The sequence below is a fragment of the Methylobacterium brachythecii genome, from assembly GCF_014196345.1.
GTDB lineage: Bacteria > Pseudomonadota > Alphaproteobacteria > Rhizobiales > Beijerinckiaceae > Methylobacterium > Methylobacterium brachythecii.
This window is the reverse complement of record NZ_JACIDN010000004.1, coordinates 244939-263867: the sequence shown is the minus strand read 5'-3', so window position 1 is coordinate 263867 and position 18929 is coordinate 244939. Positions and strand designations below refer to the sequence as shown.

At 67.3% G+C, this 18929-nt stretch carries 18 protein-coding genes; 6 read left to right on the top strand and 12 right to left on the bottom strand.

Features of this window, described 5'->3' with window-relative positions; translation table 11 throughout:
• Positions 1-87: 87 nt before the first annotated feature.
• On the top strand, positions 88-654 hold the full coding sequence (efp, locus tag GGR33_RS12520; RefSeq protein WP_183505570.1) for an elongation factor P: 567 nt from the start codon (positions 88-90) through the stop codon (positions 652-654).
• Between the two features lie 20 nt (positions 655-674).
• Here efp and GGR33_RS12515 read toward each other — a convergent pair whose 3' ends face one another.
• Positions 675-1694: an acetyltransferase domain-containing protein gene (locus GGR33_RS12515; protein ID WP_183506035.1), complete on the bottom strand. Its 1020-nt coding sequence runs from the start codon at positions 1692-1694 to the stop codon at positions 675-677.
• A 298-nt stretch (positions 1695-1992) separates the two neighbouring features.
• Between GGR33_RS12515 and GGR33_RS12510 the strand changes: the two genes are divergently transcribed.
• Positions 1993-2586, top strand: coding sequence for a cold-shock protein (locus GGR33_RS12510; protein WP_210301986.1), 594 nt, complete (start codon positions 1993-1995; stop codon positions 2584-2586).
• Between the two features lie 15 nt (positions 2587-2601).
• Positions 2602-3105, top strand: coding sequence for a DUF192 domain-containing protein (locus GGR33_RS12505; RefSeq protein ID WP_183505568.1), 504 nt, complete (start codon positions 2602-2604; stop codon positions 3103-3105).
• Positions 3106-3150: 45 nt separating this feature from the next.
• Here GGR33_RS12505 and GGR33_RS12500 read toward each other — a convergent pair whose 3' ends face one another.
• The 5 genes from GGR33_RS12500 to GGR33_RS12480 all read right to left on the bottom strand — a co-directional run bounded on the left by GGR33_RS12500 (position 3151) and on the right by GGR33_RS12480 (position 8049).
• A complete protein-coding gene (locus tag GGR33_RS12500; protein ID WP_246413053.1) occupies positions 3151-4473 on the bottom strand; it encodes an amidase in 1323 nt (440 codons plus the stop codon).
• Positions 4474-4478: 5 nt separating this feature from the next.
• Positions 4479-5441, bottom strand: a complete 963-nt coding sequence (locus tag GGR33_RS12495; RefSeq protein ID WP_183505564.1) for an ABC transporter substrate-binding protein — start codon at positions 5439-5441, stop codon at positions 4479-4481.
• Positions 5442-5506: 65 nt separating this feature from the next.
• Positions 5507-6385, bottom strand: a complete 879-nt coding sequence (locus tag GGR33_RS12490) for an ABC transporter permease (protein ID WP_183505562.1) — start codon at positions 6383-6385, stop codon at positions 5507-5509.
• Entirely contained in the window at positions 6385-7176 is a 792-nt protein-coding gene (locus GGR33_RS12485) for an ABC transporter ATP-binding protein (protein ID WP_183505560.1), read from the bottom strand. Before GGR33_RS12485 ends, GGR33_RS12490 begins: the two co-directional genes overlap by 1 nt.
• Before the next feature lie 84 nt (positions 7177-7260).
• Positions 7261-8049: a Crp/Fnr family transcriptional regulator gene (locus tag GGR33_RS12480; protein WP_183505558.1), complete on the bottom strand. Its 789-nt coding sequence runs from the start codon at positions 8047-8049 to the stop codon at positions 7261-7263.
• 661 nt (positions 8050-8710) lie between these two features.
• Between GGR33_RS12480 and GGR33_RS12475 the strand changes: the two genes are divergently transcribed.
• The gene (locus tag GGR33_RS12475; protein WP_284211850.1) at positions 8711-9841 is read left to right on the top strand and encodes a sterol desaturase family protein; all 1131 of its coding nucleotides are present in this window, start codon (positions 8711-8713) and stop codon (positions 9839-9841) included.
• Here GGR33_RS12475 and GGR33_RS12470 read toward each other — a convergent pair.
• The 3 genes from GGR33_RS12470 to GGR33_RS12460 form a co-directional block, all read right to left on the bottom strand.
• A complete protein-coding gene (locus GGR33_RS12470; protein WP_183505555.1) occupies positions 9780-11138 on the bottom strand; it encodes an NTP/NDP exchange transporter in 1359 nt (452 codons plus the stop codon). The genes GGR33_RS12475 and GGR33_RS12470 overlap by 62 nt on opposite strands.
• A 112-nt stretch (positions 11139-11250) precedes the next feature.
• The gene (locus tag GGR33_RS12465) at positions 11251-11976 is read right to left on the bottom strand and encodes an NADPH-dependent F420 reductase (RefSeq protein ID WP_183505553.1); all 726 of its coding nucleotides are present in this window, start codon (positions 11974-11976) and stop codon (positions 11251-11253) included.
• Positions 11966-12871, bottom strand: a complete 906-nt coding sequence (locus tag GGR33_RS12460) for an aldo/keto reductase (protein WP_183505551.1) — start codon at positions 12869-12871, stop codon at positions 11966-11968. Before GGR33_RS12460 ends, GGR33_RS12465 begins: the two co-directional genes overlap by 11 nt.
• Positions 12872-13012: 141 nt before the next feature.
• Here GGR33_RS12460 and GGR33_RS12455 point away from each other — a divergent pair, with 141 nt between their 5' ends.
• A complete protein-coding gene (locus GGR33_RS12455) occupies positions 13013-13918 on the top strand; it encodes a class I SAM-dependent methyltransferase (protein ID WP_183505549.1) in 906 nt (301 codons plus the stop codon).
• Position 13919: 1 nt separating this feature from the next.
• A complete protein-coding gene (locus GGR33_RS12450) occupies positions 13920-16091 on the top strand; it encodes a glycosyltransferase family 2 protein (RefSeq protein WP_183505547.1) in 2172 nt (723 codons plus the stop codon).
• 84 nt (positions 16092-16175) lie between these two features.
• Here GGR33_RS12450 and GGR33_RS12445 read toward each other — a convergent pair whose 3' ends face one another.
• The 3 genes from GGR33_RS12445 to GGR33_RS12435 are packed head-to-tail and all read right to left on the bottom strand — an operon-like array spanning position 16176 to position 18909.
• On the bottom strand, positions 16176-16448 hold the full coding sequence (locus GGR33_RS12445; protein ID WP_183506090.1) for a hypothetical protein: 273 nt from the start codon (positions 16446-16448) through the stop codon (positions 16176-16178).
• A gap of 59 nt (positions 16449-16507) precedes the next feature.
• Positions 16508-17995, bottom strand: coding sequence for a flavin-containing monooxygenase (locus GGR33_RS12440; RefSeq protein WP_183505544.1), 1488 nt, complete (start codon positions 17993-17995; stop codon positions 16508-16510).
• On the bottom strand, positions 17992-18909 hold the full coding sequence (locus tag GGR33_RS12435) for an alpha/beta hydrolase (protein ID WP_183505543.1): 918 nt from the start codon (positions 18907-18909) through the stop codon (positions 17992-17994). The genes GGR33_RS12440 and GGR33_RS12435 overlap by 4 nt, the downstream gene beginning before the upstream one ends.
• Positions 18910-18929: the final 20 nt, after the last annotated feature.

Below are 18929 nucleotides of genomic sequence, written 5' to 3'. Positions count from 1 at the left end.
CGGCGGATGCGGTAGGGGCTGCAGCGATATTTCGCTACGGCGTCGCCGCATCGGCCCGGCGCCCTCGACAAAACAAGGTCTACGCTCGTGAAGGTGATCGCCTCGACGCTCCGCAAGGGCAATGTCGTCGACAAGGACGGCAAGCTCTACGTCATCCTGACGGCGGAGAACATCCACCCCGGCAAGGGCACCCCGGTGACCCAGCTCGACATGCGCCGCATCACCGACGGCGTGAAGGTCTCCGAGCGCTACCGCACCACCGAGCAGGTCGAGCGCGCCTTCGTCGAGGATCGCGAGCACACCTTCCTCTACAACGACGCCGAGGGGTTTCACTTCATGAACCCCGAGAACTACGAGCAGATCGCGGTTCCCGAGGACGTGGTCGGCTCCTCCGCCCCCTACCTGCAGGAGGGCATGGCCGTGATGCTCTCGCAGCACAACGGCGTGCCGTTGACCATCGAGCTGCCGGCGCGCGTGACGCTCGAGATCGTCGACACCGAGCCGACGACCAAGGGCCAGACGGCCTCGTCCTCGTACAAGCCGGCGATGCTCTCGAACGGCGTGAAGACCACGGTGCCGCCGCACATCCAGACCGGCACGCGCGTCGTGATCATGACGGCCGACGGCTCCTACGTCGAACGTGCCAAGGACTAGTTTTCTCGCTCAGTGACGGCTTACGGCGGGGAGGCGGTGCCCTCCGCCGCCTCGTAGCATTGCCGGGCAAAGCCCTGCGCTTTGGCCCGCTCCTCCAGGGTGTAGGGGCGGCCGCTTCCCCAGAGGCCCTCGCGGCGCAGGACGTCGGCGATGCATTTGCTCGCGACATGGCAAGCCTCCCGCGCGCCGCCCGTGCGGGTGCAGTTGCCCTCGAACTCCGTGCGGAACTCGGCGACGCCCGCTCGCGGATGCGGTCCCGTCACGCTGACCACGGCGTAAACCAGCCCGTACAGAACCGGCTGGTGGATCAGGTAGAAAGCGAGACTGTGCCGCCCCGCGAAGGTCGCGGCACGCGCCAGCCGGCCCTCGGCCCGCCAGCGGGCGAGCGGCGAGCGCAGGAAGGCCGGCAGGCCGAGCCGGCCCAGAGCGATCCCCGCGCAGACGATCCCGAACCACGGAAACAGCGGCACCCAGTCGTTCGTCTGCGGCGGCAGATGGGCGAGCCCGAGAAAGGCGAGCGCCGGCTCGTCGAGCAAGGATGCGCGCAGCGTGACGCTGCCCAGGATCAAACCGATGCTCAGCAATGTGCTCAGCACGATGCCCGCGCGCCTCGGCATCAGAAGCAGCGGCAGCGCCAGCACGCTCGATACGGCGATGCAGTGCAGGATGCCGAAGAAGATAAACCCGTCCCGCATGACCCAGTAGGTCATGCCGGTGATGAGGATCGCCCCGGCGCCGATCCGGGCGAGCCGCATCAGGTAGGGCCGCCAGCGCAGGCCGTTGCGCGTGGCCAGAACCAGGCTGATCCCAACCAGCAGCAGGAAGCTGCCGGCGATCAGGTGAGCGATGACGCGCCCAGGCGGCGTCAGCGCGGCGTTGAGCGGCGTCAGCCGCAGGAAGCCGAGATCCCAAGTGAAATGGTACGATGCCATCGCGACGAGCGCCGCCGCGCGGACCGCGTCGATGACGTCGAGGCGCGCGCGAGGGCGGCCGGTGTCCGCTGGTTGGTCGCCCGCGCGGGCAGGGGTGGCGTCGTGCATGGACTTGCGCGTAGCATCGTTGCCCGGGACGAGCGATGCCCGGCCCTCGCGCCAAACAGCTCTCGACATCGTGACCGACCGCGCCTCGTCTTCGACGAGGACCGGCGCGTCGTCCTGCGGCACCATGTAGCCATTACAAAGTCCTGCAAGCATGACTGTGGCAAGACTGCCGAATCGCGAGAAATTGCAATGTTCGGCCGCCTCGTGGCCCCGAGAACGGGCTTCCGCCGAGTCTGGACTTTGTTAACCTGTCGTTCGAATCGCGGAGGCGTGATTCGGTTCGGTTCGGGTTGCTTACATGTCGAACGATCACGGGATCGCAGAGGCTGAACAGCGGACGGCATCCGTGTCGGACGAGGCGCAAGCCGAGCGCCCGCTCGACCTCATCGAGGTCTCCGGCCGGATCAAGTGGTTCGACGTCTCCAAGGGTTTCGGCTTCATCGTTCCCGATGACGGCTCGCCCGACGTTCTGCTCCATGTCACCTGCCTGCGCCGCGACGGCCACCAGAACGCCAGCGAGGGCGCGCGCGTCGTCGTGGAAGCCGTGGAGCGGCCGCGCGGCTGGCAGGCCTTCCGTGTCGTCTCGCTCGACCAGTCGACCGCTACCCACCCCTCCGAACTGCCGATGCCGCGCACCCATGTCAGCGTGACGCCGACGAGCGGGCTGGAGACGGCGGTGGTGAAGTGGTTCAACCGCCTGCGCGGCTTCGGCTTCGTCAGTTGCGGCGAGGGCAAGCCGGACATCTTCGTGCACATGGAGACGCTGCGCCGCTACGGTATCGCCGAGTTGAAGCCGGGCGACACCGTGCTCGTGCGTTACGGCGACGGCTCGAAGGGTGCTATGGCGGCGGAAGTCCGCCTCGTCGATGGGGCGCTTCCGGCCTCTCACTGACGGTATCCGTTGCCCATGGTTTCGAGCCCGCTCCGCCGCCGCGCCGTCCTCGCCCTCGCCGCCGCCCTGCTTGCCGCGCCTCAGTTCGCCCCTTCGGCCCGCGCCGTCACACCGGTCGACGACATGGCGGCGGCCCGCACCGAGCCACTGTCCATCGCCTCCAAGAACGGCCGCCACGCCTTCAAGGTCGAGGTGATGCGCACCGATTCCGACCGCGGCCGCGGTCTGATGTTCCGCAAGTCACTGGCGGCGGACCGAGGTATGCTGTTCGATTTCGAGCAGGTGCAGGAGGTCAACATGTGGATGAAGAACACCTACCTGCCTCTCGACATGGTCTTCATCCGCGCCGACGGCACCGTCGCCCGCGTCGCCTCCGACACCGAGCCGTTCTCCACCCGCGTCATCCCCTCGGGCGAGCCGGTGCTCGCCGTGCTGGAGGTGAATGCCGGCACGGCGGCGAAGCTGGGCATCCGGCCGGGGGATCGTGTGGAGCACACCATGTTCAAGGGCAGGCCCTGATCATCAGGGCGAGGCCGGTTGCCGGGATCTCGCTGGTCCGGCCCTTTACGGGCCGGATGCGGCGAGGCTCGGCACCGTGTGGTGATCGAGGATCGTCTCGCACCAGGCCGCCACGCGTAGCAGATGCAGGTCGTCGCGATACCGGCCGACCAGCTGAATGCCGAGCGGCATGCCGTCGTGCAGTCCAGCGGGAAGATTTACGGCGGGGACGCCGAGGAAGGTCCAGGGCACGCAGAAGGCCGGGTTGCCGGTATAGTCGAGGCCTTCCGGGGCCGGTCCTGCCGCGGGCAGCGTCAGGATCGCATCGAAGCCAACGAGAACGGTGCCTAGTTCTTCGCGAAGCTGCGCCTGCAACCGCAGGGCATCGATGTAGGCCGGTGCGGCGATTGCGGCCCCCTCGGCGACGAGCTCCTTCAGGACGGCGCTCATCAGATCCGGGTAGCGCTCCGCCAGCGGCCCGAAGATCGCGGAGGCCTCGCAGGCCAGAATGGTTCGTGCGGCCTCCCACATCCCCACGAAGGACGCGGGCAGCACCACGTCCTCGACGACGCCTCCCGCGGCCCCGAAGCGCGCGGCCGCTGTCTCGGTGAGCGCCTTCTGCGAGGTATCGGCCACATCCCACTGGCTCGTCCTCACGAAGGCGAGGCGCGGGGCCGGTAGCGGCGCCAGCGCCGTGTCGAGGCTGAAGCCCGGTAGCGGCCGCCCATGCGGATCGGCATCGCTGACGGCGGTCAGGAGAGACAGGGCGAAGGCCGCGTCCGCGACCGAGCGCGTGAACACTCCGACATGGTCGAGGGATGGCGCCAGCGGGTGGACGCCTATGCGGGGGATGGCGCCGTAGCTCGGCTTCAGCCCAACGACGCCGCAGAAGGCGGCCGGCCGGATCACGGAGCCGAAGGTCTGGCTGCCGAGCGCCAGCGGCGCCAGCCCCGCAGCCACGGCCGCAGCGGAACCGCTCGAGGAGCCACCGGGCGTATGGGCGGTGTTCCAGGGGTTGCGCGTCGGTCCGGCATGACGCCAGGCGAATTCCGTGGTCACGGTCTTGCCGAGCACAGAGGCACCGAGCGAGCGCAGCCGCTCCACCACCCAGGCATCGGCATCGGGAATGCGATCGGCATAGATCTGCGAGCCGTTGGTGGTCGGCAGGCCACTCGTCGCGAAGATGTCCTTCACCGCCACGGGGATGCCCGCGAGGGGGCCGGCCCCCGTCGCAGCGTCATCGGGATCGGCGAGACAGGTGAAAGCCCGGATCTCGGGGTCGATCCGGCGGATCCGCTCGACGAGAGCGGCACGATAGGCCGCCCCGTCGAGGCGGCCGTCGCGGATCGCGCGGGCGGCCTCGACGAGGCCGAGAGTGTGCGCTTCCATCGTCATCAGTTTCCGGCGATCGCCTTCTCGATGAAGGAGCGCCGCACGAAGGTCGCGTAGTCCGGCTGGGCCGCGAGGTTGCCGAGCGCGATCTGGGTGTCGAGGCCGACCTTGAGCGCGTCCGGGCTGATGTCGGCGGTCTCCGGGTAGACCTTCTCGGACATCATGCGTTTCACCGCGGCTTCGACCACGGCCGGATCGAGCGTCGGGAACTCCTTCTTGGCGACGGCGATCGCCTTGGCCTGGTCGGTCTTCATCAGGACCAGCGCCGCCTGCAGGCCGTTGACGAAGGCCTGCGCGGTGGCCGGGTCGACGTCCTTGCGGGCGCTGATCGCCGAGAAGGCATAGGCGCCGTAATGCTGTGGGAAGCCGACGAGCACCTTCATGCCTTTGGCGACCGCCTGATCGAGGCCGGGCTCGTACATCACCGCGACCTTGGCCTGGCCGGCCAGGAAGGGGCCGGGCTCGGTGCCGATCTGGACCTGCGTGATGTTCACGTCGTCCTTCGTCATCCCGTTCTCCTTCAGGTATTTGAGGAAGAGCGAGGTGCTGGTGGTGGGCATCAGGCCGGCGACGATGGTCTGGCCCTTGAGATCCTTCGCCTCCTTGAAGGGGAAGTCGGGTGCGGCGGCGATCCAGACGGCGGCGCCGTTGACGACGTTGCAGATGATGTTGACCGGCGCGCCCTTCGAGGCGGCGACAGCCGTCCATTCCGGCCCGTGCAGCGAGAACTGGGCGCTCTTCGAGATCACCGCCGAGAGGGCGACGCTCGGGGCGCCAGCCGTCTCCTTGGTGACGTCGATGCCGGCCTTCTCGAACAGGCCCTCGTCCAAAGCCACGTAGAGCGGCAGGTAGAGCATCGACTGGAAGGCCTGGGAGACCGTGGCCTTCAGGTTGGCGGCGGCTGCCGGCGTGGCGCAGGCGAGCGCGGCGGCGAGGAGGGCCGCGGAACGGAAGGACTTCAACATCGAGAACCCGGGGGAGAGGGGGAAGGAAGGCGGCCCGATCCGGGCCGCCGAGAGGTGAGGGCGGCTCAGACCTGGACCTGTCCGGCGGTCGAGATCTGCTTCCAGGGCAGGATCCGGCGCTCGACGAAGTCGATCAGGTGGTAGAGGAGGAAGCCGACGAACATCAGCACGAACAGCCCGGCCCAGACCGTGTTGAGGTCGTAGAGGGACGAGGCGTTGTAGATCAGGTGGCCGAGGCCGCGCTGGGACGAGATGAACTCGCCGACCACCGCGCCGACCAGCGCGAAGCCGATATTGATGCGGAACATCCCGATGATCGCCGGCAGGGTCGACGGCACGATCACCGAGCGAAAGACCTTGTTCTTCGAGGCGCCCATCGAGGCGAGCAGCGCCTGCAGGTCTGGGTCGGCGTCACGCGCGGCCTGATAGGCGGCGATCAGGGCGACGAGGGCGGTCAGCGAGACCGCGAGAGCGACCTTCGAGATGAAGCCGGTGCCGAACCACAGGATCACGATCGGCGCGAGCGCGATCTTCGGCACCGAGTTGATGGCGACGATGAACGGCTCGACGATCCGGGCCACCAGGGTCGAGTACCAGAGGGAGAGGCCCGCCAGCGACCCGAGGGCCGTGCCGATCACGAAACCCAGGATCGCCTCGATCAGCGTGTACCAGGTATCGGTGAGGAGGCTGCCATCCATCAGGCTGGTGCGGAAGACCTGCCAGATGCCCGACGGCGCGCCGACCAGGAACGCATCGAGCCACGCCGCGTCGACCGCGATCTCCCAGATGATGAAAAAAACGGCAACCGCAGCGAGCTGGATCAAGCCGCGCCCGAGCCGCGTGTCGATGGCGCGGGCGATGGGGCCGGGACCGCGCCGCGGCATGCTGATGCTCCGGTTCGAGGGCACGGTGCGGGTGCCGCTTTTCAGGGCTTGCGTGGTCATCAGGCAGCCTCCGCTCGGGTGCGCGTCTGGATGTCGAGTTCGCCGCAGAGGGCGTGGAAGTATTCGGAAAAGCGCGGGTCGCTGCGCGCGCCGATCGGCGAGCGGTCGCCGAGCTCGATCTCGTGGACGTTCTTGACCTGCGAGGGCCGGCCACCGAGCACCACGACGCGCTTCGAGAGCGCGACCGCCTCGTCGATGTCGTGCGTGACGAGCACCACGGTCTTGTTGAAGGTCTCGACCGCGTCGAGCAGCACGCCTTCGAGATAGAGCCGGGTCTGGTAGTCGAGCGCCGAGAACGGCTCGTCGAGCAGCAGGATATCCGGGTCCATGATCAGGGTCCGGATCAGGGCGGCGCGCTGGCGCATGCCGCCGGACAGGGTCTTGGGATAGGCGTTCTCGAAGCCGCCGAGACCGAAGCGCGCGAGGTAGTCCCGTGCCGTATCCGTGGCCTGGCGCGGGTCGACGCCCTTCATCTCCAAGCCGAGCATCACGTTCTGGAGGACCGTGCGCCAGGGAAACAGCAGGTCCTTCTGCATCATGTAGCCGACCCGGCCGCGCAGTCCGAAAACCGGTTCGCCGCGGAAGAACATCGCGCCGCTATCGGGCTCGATCAGCCCCGCGACGATGTTGAACACCGTGGTCTTGCCGCAGCCGGATGGGCCGATGATCGAGACGAAATCCCGCTCGTGGATGTCGAAGGTCAGCCCGTCGAGAACGGGCACTGGGCCTCCCTTGGCGGGGAAGGCCTTCCGTATGCCGTTCAGGCGCAGTTGAACGTTGCTCGCCGTCATGCCGACTCCTCTTACGGAGCAGCACGCAGCAAGCCTCGGGCCAAGTGCATACAGAATTTGGAAGGCCGGTACGCTGCCTCGGCCTCAGGCGCGGCCGGCCTCGGGGTGCGGGAGCCAGCTCAGTCGCCGATTGATCGATCGCTCGGGCATCCTGGCGAATTTCCTGAGCCTCGGCAGGTCGACGAAATGGAAGGTCCGGCCCGTCCGCGTGATGTACCCGTCCAGCTCGAGGGACTTGATCGTGCGGCTGACATGCATCGCGCTGATGCCGAGGACGTCGGAAAACTGGTCCTGATTCATCGGAATGTAGATCGACTGGCGTCCGGCCTCGGGCGATCCCGCCTTGCGATCGAACAGCGTCAGGAGAAACGCGGCGAAACCCTGCCTGGCACTGAGCCGGCCCAGCATCAGCAGGTTGTCCATGAGGGCGACGCGCTTGCGTTGAGCCGCCACGAAGAAAAAACCGCCCAGGCGCGGCTGCTCAGCGAAGATCGCGCCGAGCTGGGCAGACGGGATCAGGCTGATCAGGCAATCCGTCAGCGGAGTCAGCGTATCGACGGCGTGCAGGAAGGGCAGGCTCGACGCCCCTATGAGTTCGCCGTCGACATGGACCGCGACGACCTGACGTTTCCCGTTCGCGAGGCAGATGCTGCTGGTGATCCAGCCCCTGGCCAGGAAGTACAGGCAAGGATTCTCGTCTCCCTCCAAGCGGATGTCCTGCAGCGCCTTGACCGCGATGAAGTCGCCGCTCAGCCGATGCAGTGCCTGGACTTCGCCCGCCGTAAGGTCTGCGACCGCGCCGAGACGCCTGACGAGCATGTCGCCCGCCGTTTCCAACACCGGATACAGACCCGCTTCCGCGATCATTTTCATGGCGCAATCTCCTAAAAAATCCTCCCGTACGAATATTTTGACGCGCGACAATAGACGCTTCGGAATACCGTGATGGTACCCCGAAGGATTGACAGGGCAATCTGGACATTAGTCGAAAGCCCGAATCCGGTCGGGCGAGATCATCGACATCGCGCAGCCGCACGCGGCACAGCGGCCCCGCCGAGACGCGGGACCGCTGTGCCGTTCACGCCGAGCGGGGACGATCAGGCTGAAACGATCTGTAGTTCGATAAACTCACTCCGAACGACAATGCCTCACCAGCTCCAAGGCCAGTTCGATCATGATCATGTCGAACAACACCCTTAGTCGAAACGAGCAGCTGCTTTCGATTTCACTTCTAGCTTCGTCGCACAGATCCATGCTCTTTTTTATCTGTGATTTCGCCTTATTCGACATTATCCTATCCAGTTTATTTTCAATTGAACTGATTTGAATTGATTCGTTAGCAATAATCACGCATCCGTGATCCGTCTCAGACAAATGCTAAAATGCCGATCGGACGTTGCGCTTCGCGAGTGCGCACAGTGGCTCGCCGTGACCGTCGCCGAAGCCCACGAACCGCCCGATTCCACCCCGACACTCGCTTCGCCGAACTTTGCGGATGACGGCGGCCCGATGCTCCGGGCCAGGGGAGGGCGCCGTGCTGAAAACCTACCTGTCGAACCTCGTGGCCGAGCTCGAGCAACCGCGCTCCGAACGGCCGTTCGGGTCGGGCTGGCTCTCCGGATCGGCGGCGCTGCTCTGTGCCGTCACCGCCACCCTGATGGTGGTGGCCCTGCGCAATCCCGATCTGCTGACCACGCCCGAACTGGCGATGGTCCGCGACAGCGCGCTGTTCCGGCCGTTCCTCTACCTGGTGCTGATCACCGGCTACGTCCTCTCGGCACTGAGCCTCGCCCTGCGGCCCGACAAGACGCTCGGCTTCACGGCGATGGCCGCGACGCTGCTCGCCTCCTTCATCGGCAGCCTGCCGACCCATGCCTCGTTCAAGCTCGAAGGCGCCTTCCTCGGGCTCGATTTCTTCGTGCTCAACGTGCTGTTCATGGGCTTTCTGTTCGTGCCCCTGGAACGGCTGTTTCCGCGCAACCGCGACCAGGTGCTGCTGCGCGAGGAATGGCGCGAGGACCTGTTCTACTACTTCGTCTCATCGCTGCTGGTGCAGGTGCTGACCTTCCTGACGCTCGCGCCCTCGCGCTTCATGAAGGAGAACACCGATCTCGGCACGATCCAGGGCTTCTTCGGCGGCCTGCCCTGGCTGGTGCAGCTTCTCCTGATCATGCTGTTCACGGATCTGGTGCAGTACTGGGTCCACCGGATGTTCCATCGCATCCCGGCGCTCTGGCGCTTCCATTCGGTGCACCACTCGGCGAAGTCGCTCGACTGGATCGCCGGGGCGCGGATGCATTTCGTCGAGATCGTGGTGCTACGCGCGCTGACCGCGACGCCGATGTTCGTGCTCGGCTTCGAGGAATCCGCGATCCAGGCCTACATCCTGATCGTCTACGTCTACTCGGCCTTCATCCACGCCAACGTCTCGGGGAGCTTCGGCTGGCTCGAGAAGCTGGTCGTGGTGCCGCGCTTCCACCATTGGCACCATGGCGAAGAACGCGAGGCGATCGACGTGAACTTCGCGATCCACTTCCCGGTGATCGACAAGATCTTCGGGACCCATCACATGCCCGAGGGACGCTGGCCCAAGGGCTACGGCATCAAGGGACACCCAGTGCCGCGCGGCTACTGGCGGCAGTTTCTGTATCCGTTTCAACGCTGATCTCAGCCTCGCGCTGGCGCTGCGCCCGGCCGAGCCAGAGTGCATTGACGAGCCAGGCGATCGAGAGCGGCACCGCCAGGATCGCCGCCCAGGTCCCGGCGAGGCCGAGCGCGCCGATGCCGGCATAGGACCAGGCGCCGATCTGGTCGCCGGTGCGATAAGCCACGGTGTCGATGAAGGCCTTGGCCTTGTAGCGGTCGTCCCGCGGGACGACCGTGAACAGCACCTCGCGCACCGGCCGGGCGATGGCGAAGTTGCCGGCTCTGCGCAACACCTGGAAGCCGACGATCGCGACGAGGCTCGGCGAGACCGCGAGCGCCGCGAAGCCCAGAACGCTCGCCGCCGGCAGCAGGGCGAGCGTCGGCCCAACGCCGATCGCCTTGATGATCCGCCCGGTGACGAAGAACTGGATGACGAGCGTCAGCACGTTCACGGCGAGATCGACGCTGGCGAAGAACGCCGTCTGGGCCGCCCTGTCGGGGAAGCTGCGCTTGGCGATGCCGGCCTGCTCGAAATACAGGAAGGTCGAGGTGACCGAGAACAGCAGCAGGAACAGCGCGATGTTCAGCAAGTAGGGCGAGGCGAAGGTGCGCCTGATCCCTGCGAGCGTGCTGCCGCCGATGGTCTCGGTGGCGCGTTCGCCCGGCACCTCGTGCAGCCGCTCCGACAGCCGCGCCAGCCCGCGCATGGCGAAGACGGCCACTTCCAGGAGGAGAGCGGCGGCGACGAGCAGTGCCCAGGTCGGGACATGGCTCGCGAGCGTCGCCGTCACCGCCGAGCCCGAGATCGCGCCGAGCGTCGCTCCGGCCGCGATGAAGCCGAACAGGCGCTTGCCCTGCTCGGTGGAGAACACGTCGACGATGGTGGCCCAGAAGATCGAGACCACGAAGAGGTTGAAGATCGACAGCCAGACGAAGAACACCCGACCGATCCAGACCAGAGACTCCTGATCGGACAGGAAGATTGCCACGGCGAACAAAAGAATGTTGCCGGCAAAAAATCGATAGGTGAGGGGGACGAACCGGGCCCGGGGCAGGCTTTTCACCAGCCAGGCGAAGGGTAGGTTCAACGCCAGCATGCCGATCAGCGTGGCCAGGAACAGCCAGGGCAGGTTCTCCAGTCCCCCAGCGATCCCCATCTGGTCGCGGATCGGGCGCAGCACGTAGTAGCTCGCCAAGATCGCGAAGATGTAGGCCCAGGACCAGGCCAGCGCTGGCCCTTCGCTGGGCCGGAGGTCGACCAGGCGCGCCAGGAGGGGCCGGTGCGCCGGCTGACGGCTAACTTCCTCTCTCGTCATTTCGGGGCCGCGTAGCGGAATCCGCAATCCATGACTGGGCGCAACGGTCGATCATGGATTCCGGGTTCTCGCCTCCAGCGAGCCCCGGAATGCCGGATGACTCTCACCTCGCTCAAGGCTTGACCCCAAGCTTCTCCCTTAGCTCCGGCGTGGTGAGTTCGAGCCCGAAGCCGGGCTGCCCCATCTGGAATTTCTTCGCAGCCTCGAGCTCGCCGACCACCACCGGGTCGAAGCCGGCATCGCTGACGAGGGTGCGCGCGGTCTCGATCGCCTTCGGATCGTCGCCGGCAATCGGGATCGCCATGCGCGGTTCGGGCCGGCCGGCATTCTTCTCGAAGACCTTGAAGTTCACCGCGTTGAAGGCCCGCGCGATCCGGGCGCCGGGCAGATACTTCTGCGACGTCACGCCGATGCCGTTCTTGTCGACCTCGTCGCGCAACTCGGCGCCGTCGCGGGCGGCCGTGGCGTTGCCGGCGTCGATCACGATCTTGCCCTTGAGCGCGGCCGCGTTTTCCTTCCCAAATTCGGGATAGGCCTTGTAGGGCACCGCCAGGAACACCGCGTCGCCATAGGCCAAGGCCTCGGCCGGCGTGCCGGCATGTGCCTTCGGTCCCAGCTGTTCCACGAGTGGCTTCAACTCCTCCGGGTGGCGCGAGGCGAAGAGCACGTCGTAGCCCGCCTTCACCCAGAGCGTGCCGAAGGTGCTGCCGATCTTGCCGGCCCCGATGATCCCGATTTTCTTGGGACTTGGCTCGGCCATCACCGGCGTCACTGCCACCACCGCCAGCGCCGCGAGGGCAGCCACCCGCGAAAAAATCCGAAAGGAATCAAACGGCATCGATGAAGGCCTCCATCTTCTTGCGTTCGCTGGCATCAGGCAGGCGTCCTCGCGCGGCGCCGACGTTTTCCTCGACATAGGCCGCCTTGGCCATGCCGGGGATCGGACAGGTCACCGCCTCGTCGGCGATCACGTATTTCAGGAAGAACTGCGCCCAGTTCGCGCAACCGAAGGCCGCCGCCCAGTCGGGGATCGGCTTGCCCTTCACCGCGCCGAACAGCCTGTCGCGACCGAACGGCACGTTGATCATCACCGCCATGCCGCGGTCCCGGGCCAGCGGCAGGATGCGCTCGGCGGCGAGCCGACTGTCGATGGCGTAGTTCACCTGAATGAAGTCCAGCGTCTCGCGCTTCATCACCGCTTCGAGGTCGGGATATTGGCCATCGACCCAGACCGTGACGCCGACGTAGCGGATGCGGCCTTGGCGCTTGAGCTCCCGCAGGATCGCGAGATTGGTATTGATGTCGATGAGGTTGTGGACCGCGACTAGGTCGATGCGATCGGTCTTCATGCGTTGGAACGAGCGCTCGATCTGGGTGAGTCCGGCGCCCTTGCCGCGCTCGGACACCTTGCTGGCCAGGAACACTTTTTCGCGAAGGCCGCCCTCCGGAAGTATCTGGCCGAGCACGTCCTCGGCCGTGCCGTAACTCGGTGCCGTGTCGATCACCCGACCGCCCAAGGCCACGAAGCGCTCCACCGCCTCGCGCAGAGGCGCGATCTTTTCGGGTGTGGGCTCCACCTCGTAGCGGCGCGAGGTGCCGATGCCGATGGCCGGCAGCGCCTCGCCGGAGGAGGGGATTTTTCGCAGCAGCAGCGGCTCCTCGGCCGAGGAAGTTCGGCCGAGGAGCGGCGCGAGAGCGCCGGCGGCCAGCAACGTTCGTCGGTCGATGGGCATGAGCCTTTTCTCCGCGATGGCGCAGGGTAAATGGGGCGCATCGCGGGAGAGGGGAGGCGGCCAATTCACGCTGCCCTATCCGCCGAAATTGATCCGACCCGACGAGTCCGGCTATCTGGCGGCGGTTCGGGAAGGAGCAGGATGCGCTACGCAATCGACACGTTCGCCATCGTGCGTGGATGCATCGTCGTCACCGGCTGGACCGACGGACGGCTGCCGAGCCTCTATCTCGGCAAGACCAAGCTCGCGACATGCGCCGCCCGGTCGCCGCGAAGCGATCTCGTGACGCTGTTCGGCGAGCGCGCGCGCAGTTGGGGTTTCCGCCTCGCCGCGGCGACGGAGGAGCCGACCGTGCCGGACGGGAACCTCAGCCTACGCTGGCCCGGCGGACGCGTGACTGGCCCGAGAGACGCCGCCGCGCTGCCCCAGGGCCGGCGCTCGATGTGGGAGTTGCTCGACCAGTTCCGCGCGCGCGTCGCCGCCGCGCCGGGACCGCTTCTCGAGATCGGTTCGCGGGCGCGCAGCGGCCATTCGTACCGGGGACTGTTTCCGCCCACGATCGACTATCGCGGCCTGGACGTGAAGGAGGGACCGAACGTCGACGTGGTCGGCGATGCGCACCACCTGTCGCGCCACGTCGAGGGGCCTTTCGACTACGTGTTTTCCGTCTCGGTGTTCGAACATCTGCTGATGCCCTGGAAGGTCGCCCTGGAGATGAACGCGGTGATGCCCGTCGGCGGCCTCGCCTACATCCAGTCGCACCCGATGTGGCCTCTGCACGAAGAGCCCTGGGATTTCTGGCGCTTCTCCGAGAACGGCTGGCGCGGATTGTTCAGCAGCCATACGGGGTTTTCCGTGATCGGGACGGGCTACGACATCCAGGCCATGACGGTGCCGGTCTTCGCCGGGGGAGGATCCACGGTGGATATCGAGCACGAACAGGCGTTCCTCGCCACGGCCTGCCTCGTCGAGAAGACCGGCCCGGCGCGGGTCGCCTGGGACGCCGAGGCGGGCGACGCCTACGATCTCGCCTATTCGCACGCCTGACATGACCCTCCCCGATACGGCGCGCCTGATCCGCCGCGGCCTGCCCCCGGTCACGCTGCCCGTCGAGGGCAGCGGCCTGCGCCTCATCATCGGCCTCGACGGCCAGGGTCTCGGCCTGCGCTTCGTGCGCGTGAGCTTCCTCGACCCGACCAGTGCCGCCTTCAGCCGGGTGACGCTCAGCGCCGGGCTCAGCGAGGGCAGCTACAAGCCGCAGCTCGCGCTCTCGGCGGACGGCAACGGCCGCTTCAGCTGGACCGGGCTGCTGCCGAAGACCGTGCGGCACCTCGAACTCGCGCCGACCTTCGACGACGTCCTGCCGCCGCTGACGAACCTCGAACTCGCCGAGCCCCAACTCGGCGGCCTCATCGCCACGGGGCTGATGCGGCGGCCCCATCTCGTCGCCGAGGCCGGCCTGTGGCGGCTGGTGCGAAAGCGGCTGAGGGCGAAGTACCGGCTGGAGGCGGCGGTCCAGCCGCGCGCGCTCGCCGGCTACGACGACTGGATCGCCCGCTTCGACACGGTGACGGCGGCCGACCGCGACCGCATGAAGGCCGAAATGGCGGGCTGGTCCACGCCGCCGGCCCTCTCGATCCTGATGCCGGTCTACAACCCCGATCCGGGCGTGTTGGAGAAGGCGATCGCCTCGGTACGGAGCCAGCTCTACCCGCATTGGCAGCTCTGCATCGCCGACGACGCGTCGACCCGGGCGGGCGTGGCGGCCGTGCTCGACCGCGCCGCCGCCGCCGAGCCCCGCATCACGCTGATCCGGCGGGGCGAGAACGGCCACATCTCACGCGCCACGAACAGCGCCCTGGAACGCGCGACCGGTTCGTTCTGCGCCTTGCTCGACCACGACGACCTGCTGCCGGAAAACGCCCTCTGGGAAGTCGCCCGCGCGATCGTCGCCGATCCCGAACTCGATCTGATCTATTCCGACGAGGACAAGGTCGACGCCAAGGGCAAGCGCTTCGAGCCGCATTTCAAGCCGGACTGGAATCCCGAGCTGCTGCTCGCTCAGAACTACCTGAACCACCTCACGGTGATCCGCACCGATCTGATCCGGCGCGTCGGCGGCCTGCGCGCCGGCTTCGAGGGCAGCCAGGACCACGACCTGCTGATGCGGATCGCCGACGACCTGGCGCCGGACCGCGTCCTGCACATCCCGAAGGTGCTCTATCACTGGCGCGCGGCGATCGGCTCCGGCACCTTCTCGGATGCGGCCCTGGCCACGGCGGAGGCGACGCGGCTGCGCGCGCTCGACGAGACCATCGCCCGGCGCGGATGGCGCCACCGGGCCGAGCGAGGGCCGGCCGGCTTCAACCGCATGATCCGTGCCCTGCCCGAGCCCGCGCCGCTGGTCTCGGTGGTGATCCCGACCCGCGACCGGGCGGAGCTGCTCTCCGTTGCCCTCGACGGGCTGCTCACCAAGACCGACTACGCCGCGATCGAGGCCGTGATCGTGGACAATGGCAGCGTGGAGCCCGAGACGGCGGCCCTGTTCGCCCATTATGCCGACGATCCCCGCGTGCGGGTCGTGCCGAGCCCCGGCACCTTCAACTTCTCGAAGCTCTCGAACGAGGGGGCACGGGCCGCACGCGGCGAGGTTCTGCTGTTCCTCAACAACGATATCGAGGTGGTCGAGCCGGGCTGGCTGCGCGAGCTGGTCTCGATTGCGGCCGAGCCACATGTCGGGGCGGTCGGTGCCAAGCTTTTCTACCCGGACTGGACCCTGCAGCACGGCGGCGTGGTGCTCGGTGCCGGCGGGATCGCGGGCCACAGCCATCTCGGCATCGAGCGCGAGGATCCGGGCTACTTCGCCCGCATGGTCGTCGCGCAGCAGGTCTCTGCGGTCACCGGTGCCTGCCTCGCCATGCGCAAGGCCGTGTTCGAGGAGATCGGCGGCTTCGATGCCGAGCGGCTCAGCGTCGCCTTCAACGACATCGACCTCTGCCTGCGCGCCACGGAGGCCGGCTATCAGGTGATCTGGACGCCGCACGCGGTGCTGATCCACCACGAATCGAAGAGCCGGGGCCAGGAGGACACGCCGGAGAAGCGCAAGCGGTTCGAGGGAGAGACCAAGGTGATGGTCGAGCGCTGGAGCAAGCAGCTCTCGCGCGACCCGTTCTACAACCTCAACCTGTCGCGGGCGAAAGCGAACTTCCGGCTGAACTGACGGGGCGCACCGTCAACGCAATCGGGCGCGGCAATGACGGCCGCGCCCGATGCGATGGTCTTCCGGTCGAGCCGCAGAGGACGATCAGTAAGGATAGCCCTCGTAACGGCGGCCGCGCTCGCCGTAGGGCACGTCGCGCGGACCGTAGGCGCGGCGGTAGTAGTTGTAGCGCGACGGGGCGTAGTTGCCGTTGTTCACGCCGGCCGAGCGGTCGTTTCCGCTCTCCGTGGCGTAGGGCGAAAGGCCGCTGCCGCTGCTGCTGTTGCCGCCGCCCATGGCGAAGGCCGAGCCGGCAGCGAGAAGAACGCTCGCCGCGACGGTCGCCGCAAGCACGGATTTGGACGCGAGAATCGTCATCGGTGTCTCCTTGTGTGCACTGTAACTCGCGAAGCGGTCAGAAGATGCATGGCGAAGCTTCATCGAATCCTTTTCGTTCCGACCTCTCCTGAACTGGCGTCGTAATCCGCCGGCTTCATCCGCATGACGCTGCGGCGATAGGCCATGACGGAGCCCGGCCAGAGCGTGCGGTTCCGCCCAGCGCCGTCGAGGTACCAGGATCGGCAGCCACCCCTCGTCCAGATGCTGTCGGCCATGCGGGCATCGATCGCTGCGCGGAAGCGCTCCTGCGCATCGCGGCGTACGTTCAGGACATGGCCGGGGTTTCGCCCGAGATGGCGCAGCGCATCGAGGATGTGGGCGACCTGGGCCTCGATCATCAGCAGCACCGAGTTGTGCCCGAGCGCCGTGTTCGGCCCGAGCAGCAGGAAGAAGTTCGGGAAGCCGTGCACCGCGATGCCCTGGTAGGCATCCATGCCGGAACGCCACGCCTCGGCGAGGGAGACGCCCTCGCGGCCGATGACGGGGATGCCCGCCAGGCTGCGCTCGACGTCGAACCCCGTGGCGAGGATCAAGACGTCGGCGGCATGCTCGCAGCCATCCGCAGTGACGACGCCGTGGGGCCGGATCTCACGGATAGGCTCGGTGACGACGCAGACGTTGCGATGCGCCAGGGCGGGATAGAACACGTCGGAGAACAGCACCCGCTTGCAGCCGAGCCGGTATCTCGGCGTCAGCTTTTCGCGCAGGCGCGCATCGCTCACCGAGCGCCGCAGATGCCGGCGCCCGAGCCGCTCGCCGAAAGCCGTGATCAACGAGACCCTGACGAAGCCGAGCAACGCAAGGATCTCGTGCTCCCAGAAGAGCTTGGATCGATAGAGCCGGCGGACGAGCGGCATCCGGGCGAAGAGCCTTCGCTCGCGGTTCGTGTAGGCACGGTCGCCTCGCGGAAGGATCCAGGGTGGCGAACGTTGGAACAGCGTGAGCGATGCGACTCGGCCGGCGATCTCCGGCACGATCTGCACGGCGCTCGCCCCCGTGCCGATCACCGCGACATGACGGCCTGCGAGGTTGCAGGAATGGTCCCAACGGGCGGTGTGGAAGGCCGGTCCGAAGAAGCCGTCGAGGCCGGGGATATTCGGTACCGCCGGATGATGCAGGCCCCCCGCCGCCGATACGAGCATGCGGGCGACGTGGGTCCCGCGATTGGTCTCGACACGCCAGCACCCTGCAGCCTCATCCCAGCGAGCGCTCGTCACGCTGGTCCCAAGGCGCAGGCGATCGGTGAGGCCGCAGGTTGCGACGAGCCCCTGCAGATAAGCTTCGATCTCCGGCTGCTGCGGATAGAGCCGCGTCCAATCCGGGTTCGGAGCAAACGAGAGCGCGTAGAGATGCGAGGGGATGTCGCTGGCCGCGCCCGGATAGGTGTTCTCGCGCCACGTCCCGCCGACGCTCGTCCCCTTATCCAGGATCAGAAAATTCGCGAACCCTGCTCGATCTGCCCGGATCGCCATGGCCAGCCCCGAGAAGCCGGCACCGATGATCAGGAGATCGAGAGGCTCGCTCACGCCGTCGCCTCCTCCGGCAGCGCGGCGGCGGCCCTAACCTCCCGGCGCAGGAAGCGAGCCGCCGTCTCGATGGAGCGCCGCGCCTCCGGCACGTAGTTGTCGGCGAGCTGCCAGGCATGCGGAACGACGGGCCAGAGCGCGAGCTCGACCGGCACGCCGGCCGCACGTGCCCGCTCCGTCAGGGCGATCGCGTCGTCGCGCAGCAGCTCGCGCTCGGCCGCATGGACGAGCAGCGGCGGAAAACCGGAGAATTCGGCCTCGATCGGAGAGACGCGCGGATCACGGGGGTCGGCTCCGGCGAGATAGGCCGCAATCAGCCTCGCCAGGACGCCGGGCGTGAACATCGCGTCCCGGTGCAGATTAGACCGGAACGAGGCGCCGCGCCCGAGGAGGTCGCTGGCCGGCGAGAACAGGGCGGCGGCGGCCGGCACCGGCAAACCGCGAAGGCGCGCCTCGACGATCAGGGCGAGCGCCAGGTTGCCCCCCGCCGAATCGCCGGCCACCGCCGCCGGTCCCTCGTGCGAAAAGGCGGTCCAGGCCGCGACGATGTCGTCGAGGGCCGCTGGAAAGGGATGCTCCGGGGCGAGGCGGTAATCCGGCACGAACACCCGGAAATCCGCCCGGGCGAAGGCCGCAGTGACCGTGCGGTGGGTGAGCGGCGAGCCGCCGACGAAGCCACCGCCATGCAGGTAGAGCAGGTGAGGGCGCCGTGCCTCGGTGTCCTTGCGCGGCCTCACCCACTCACCCGGCACGCCGCCGAGTTCGCCCGGATGGAACACCGCGCTCGGCGAGGGTTGCATGAAGTTCTGGTCGAACACCACGCGGATACGGGCGATGTCGGGTGAGTGGCCGAGCCGCGCCTTGACGCGAAACCTGGCCACCAGATCGAGAAGATGTGCGCGAAGGCTCGCCATGGTCGGACCGCTCCAGCCGC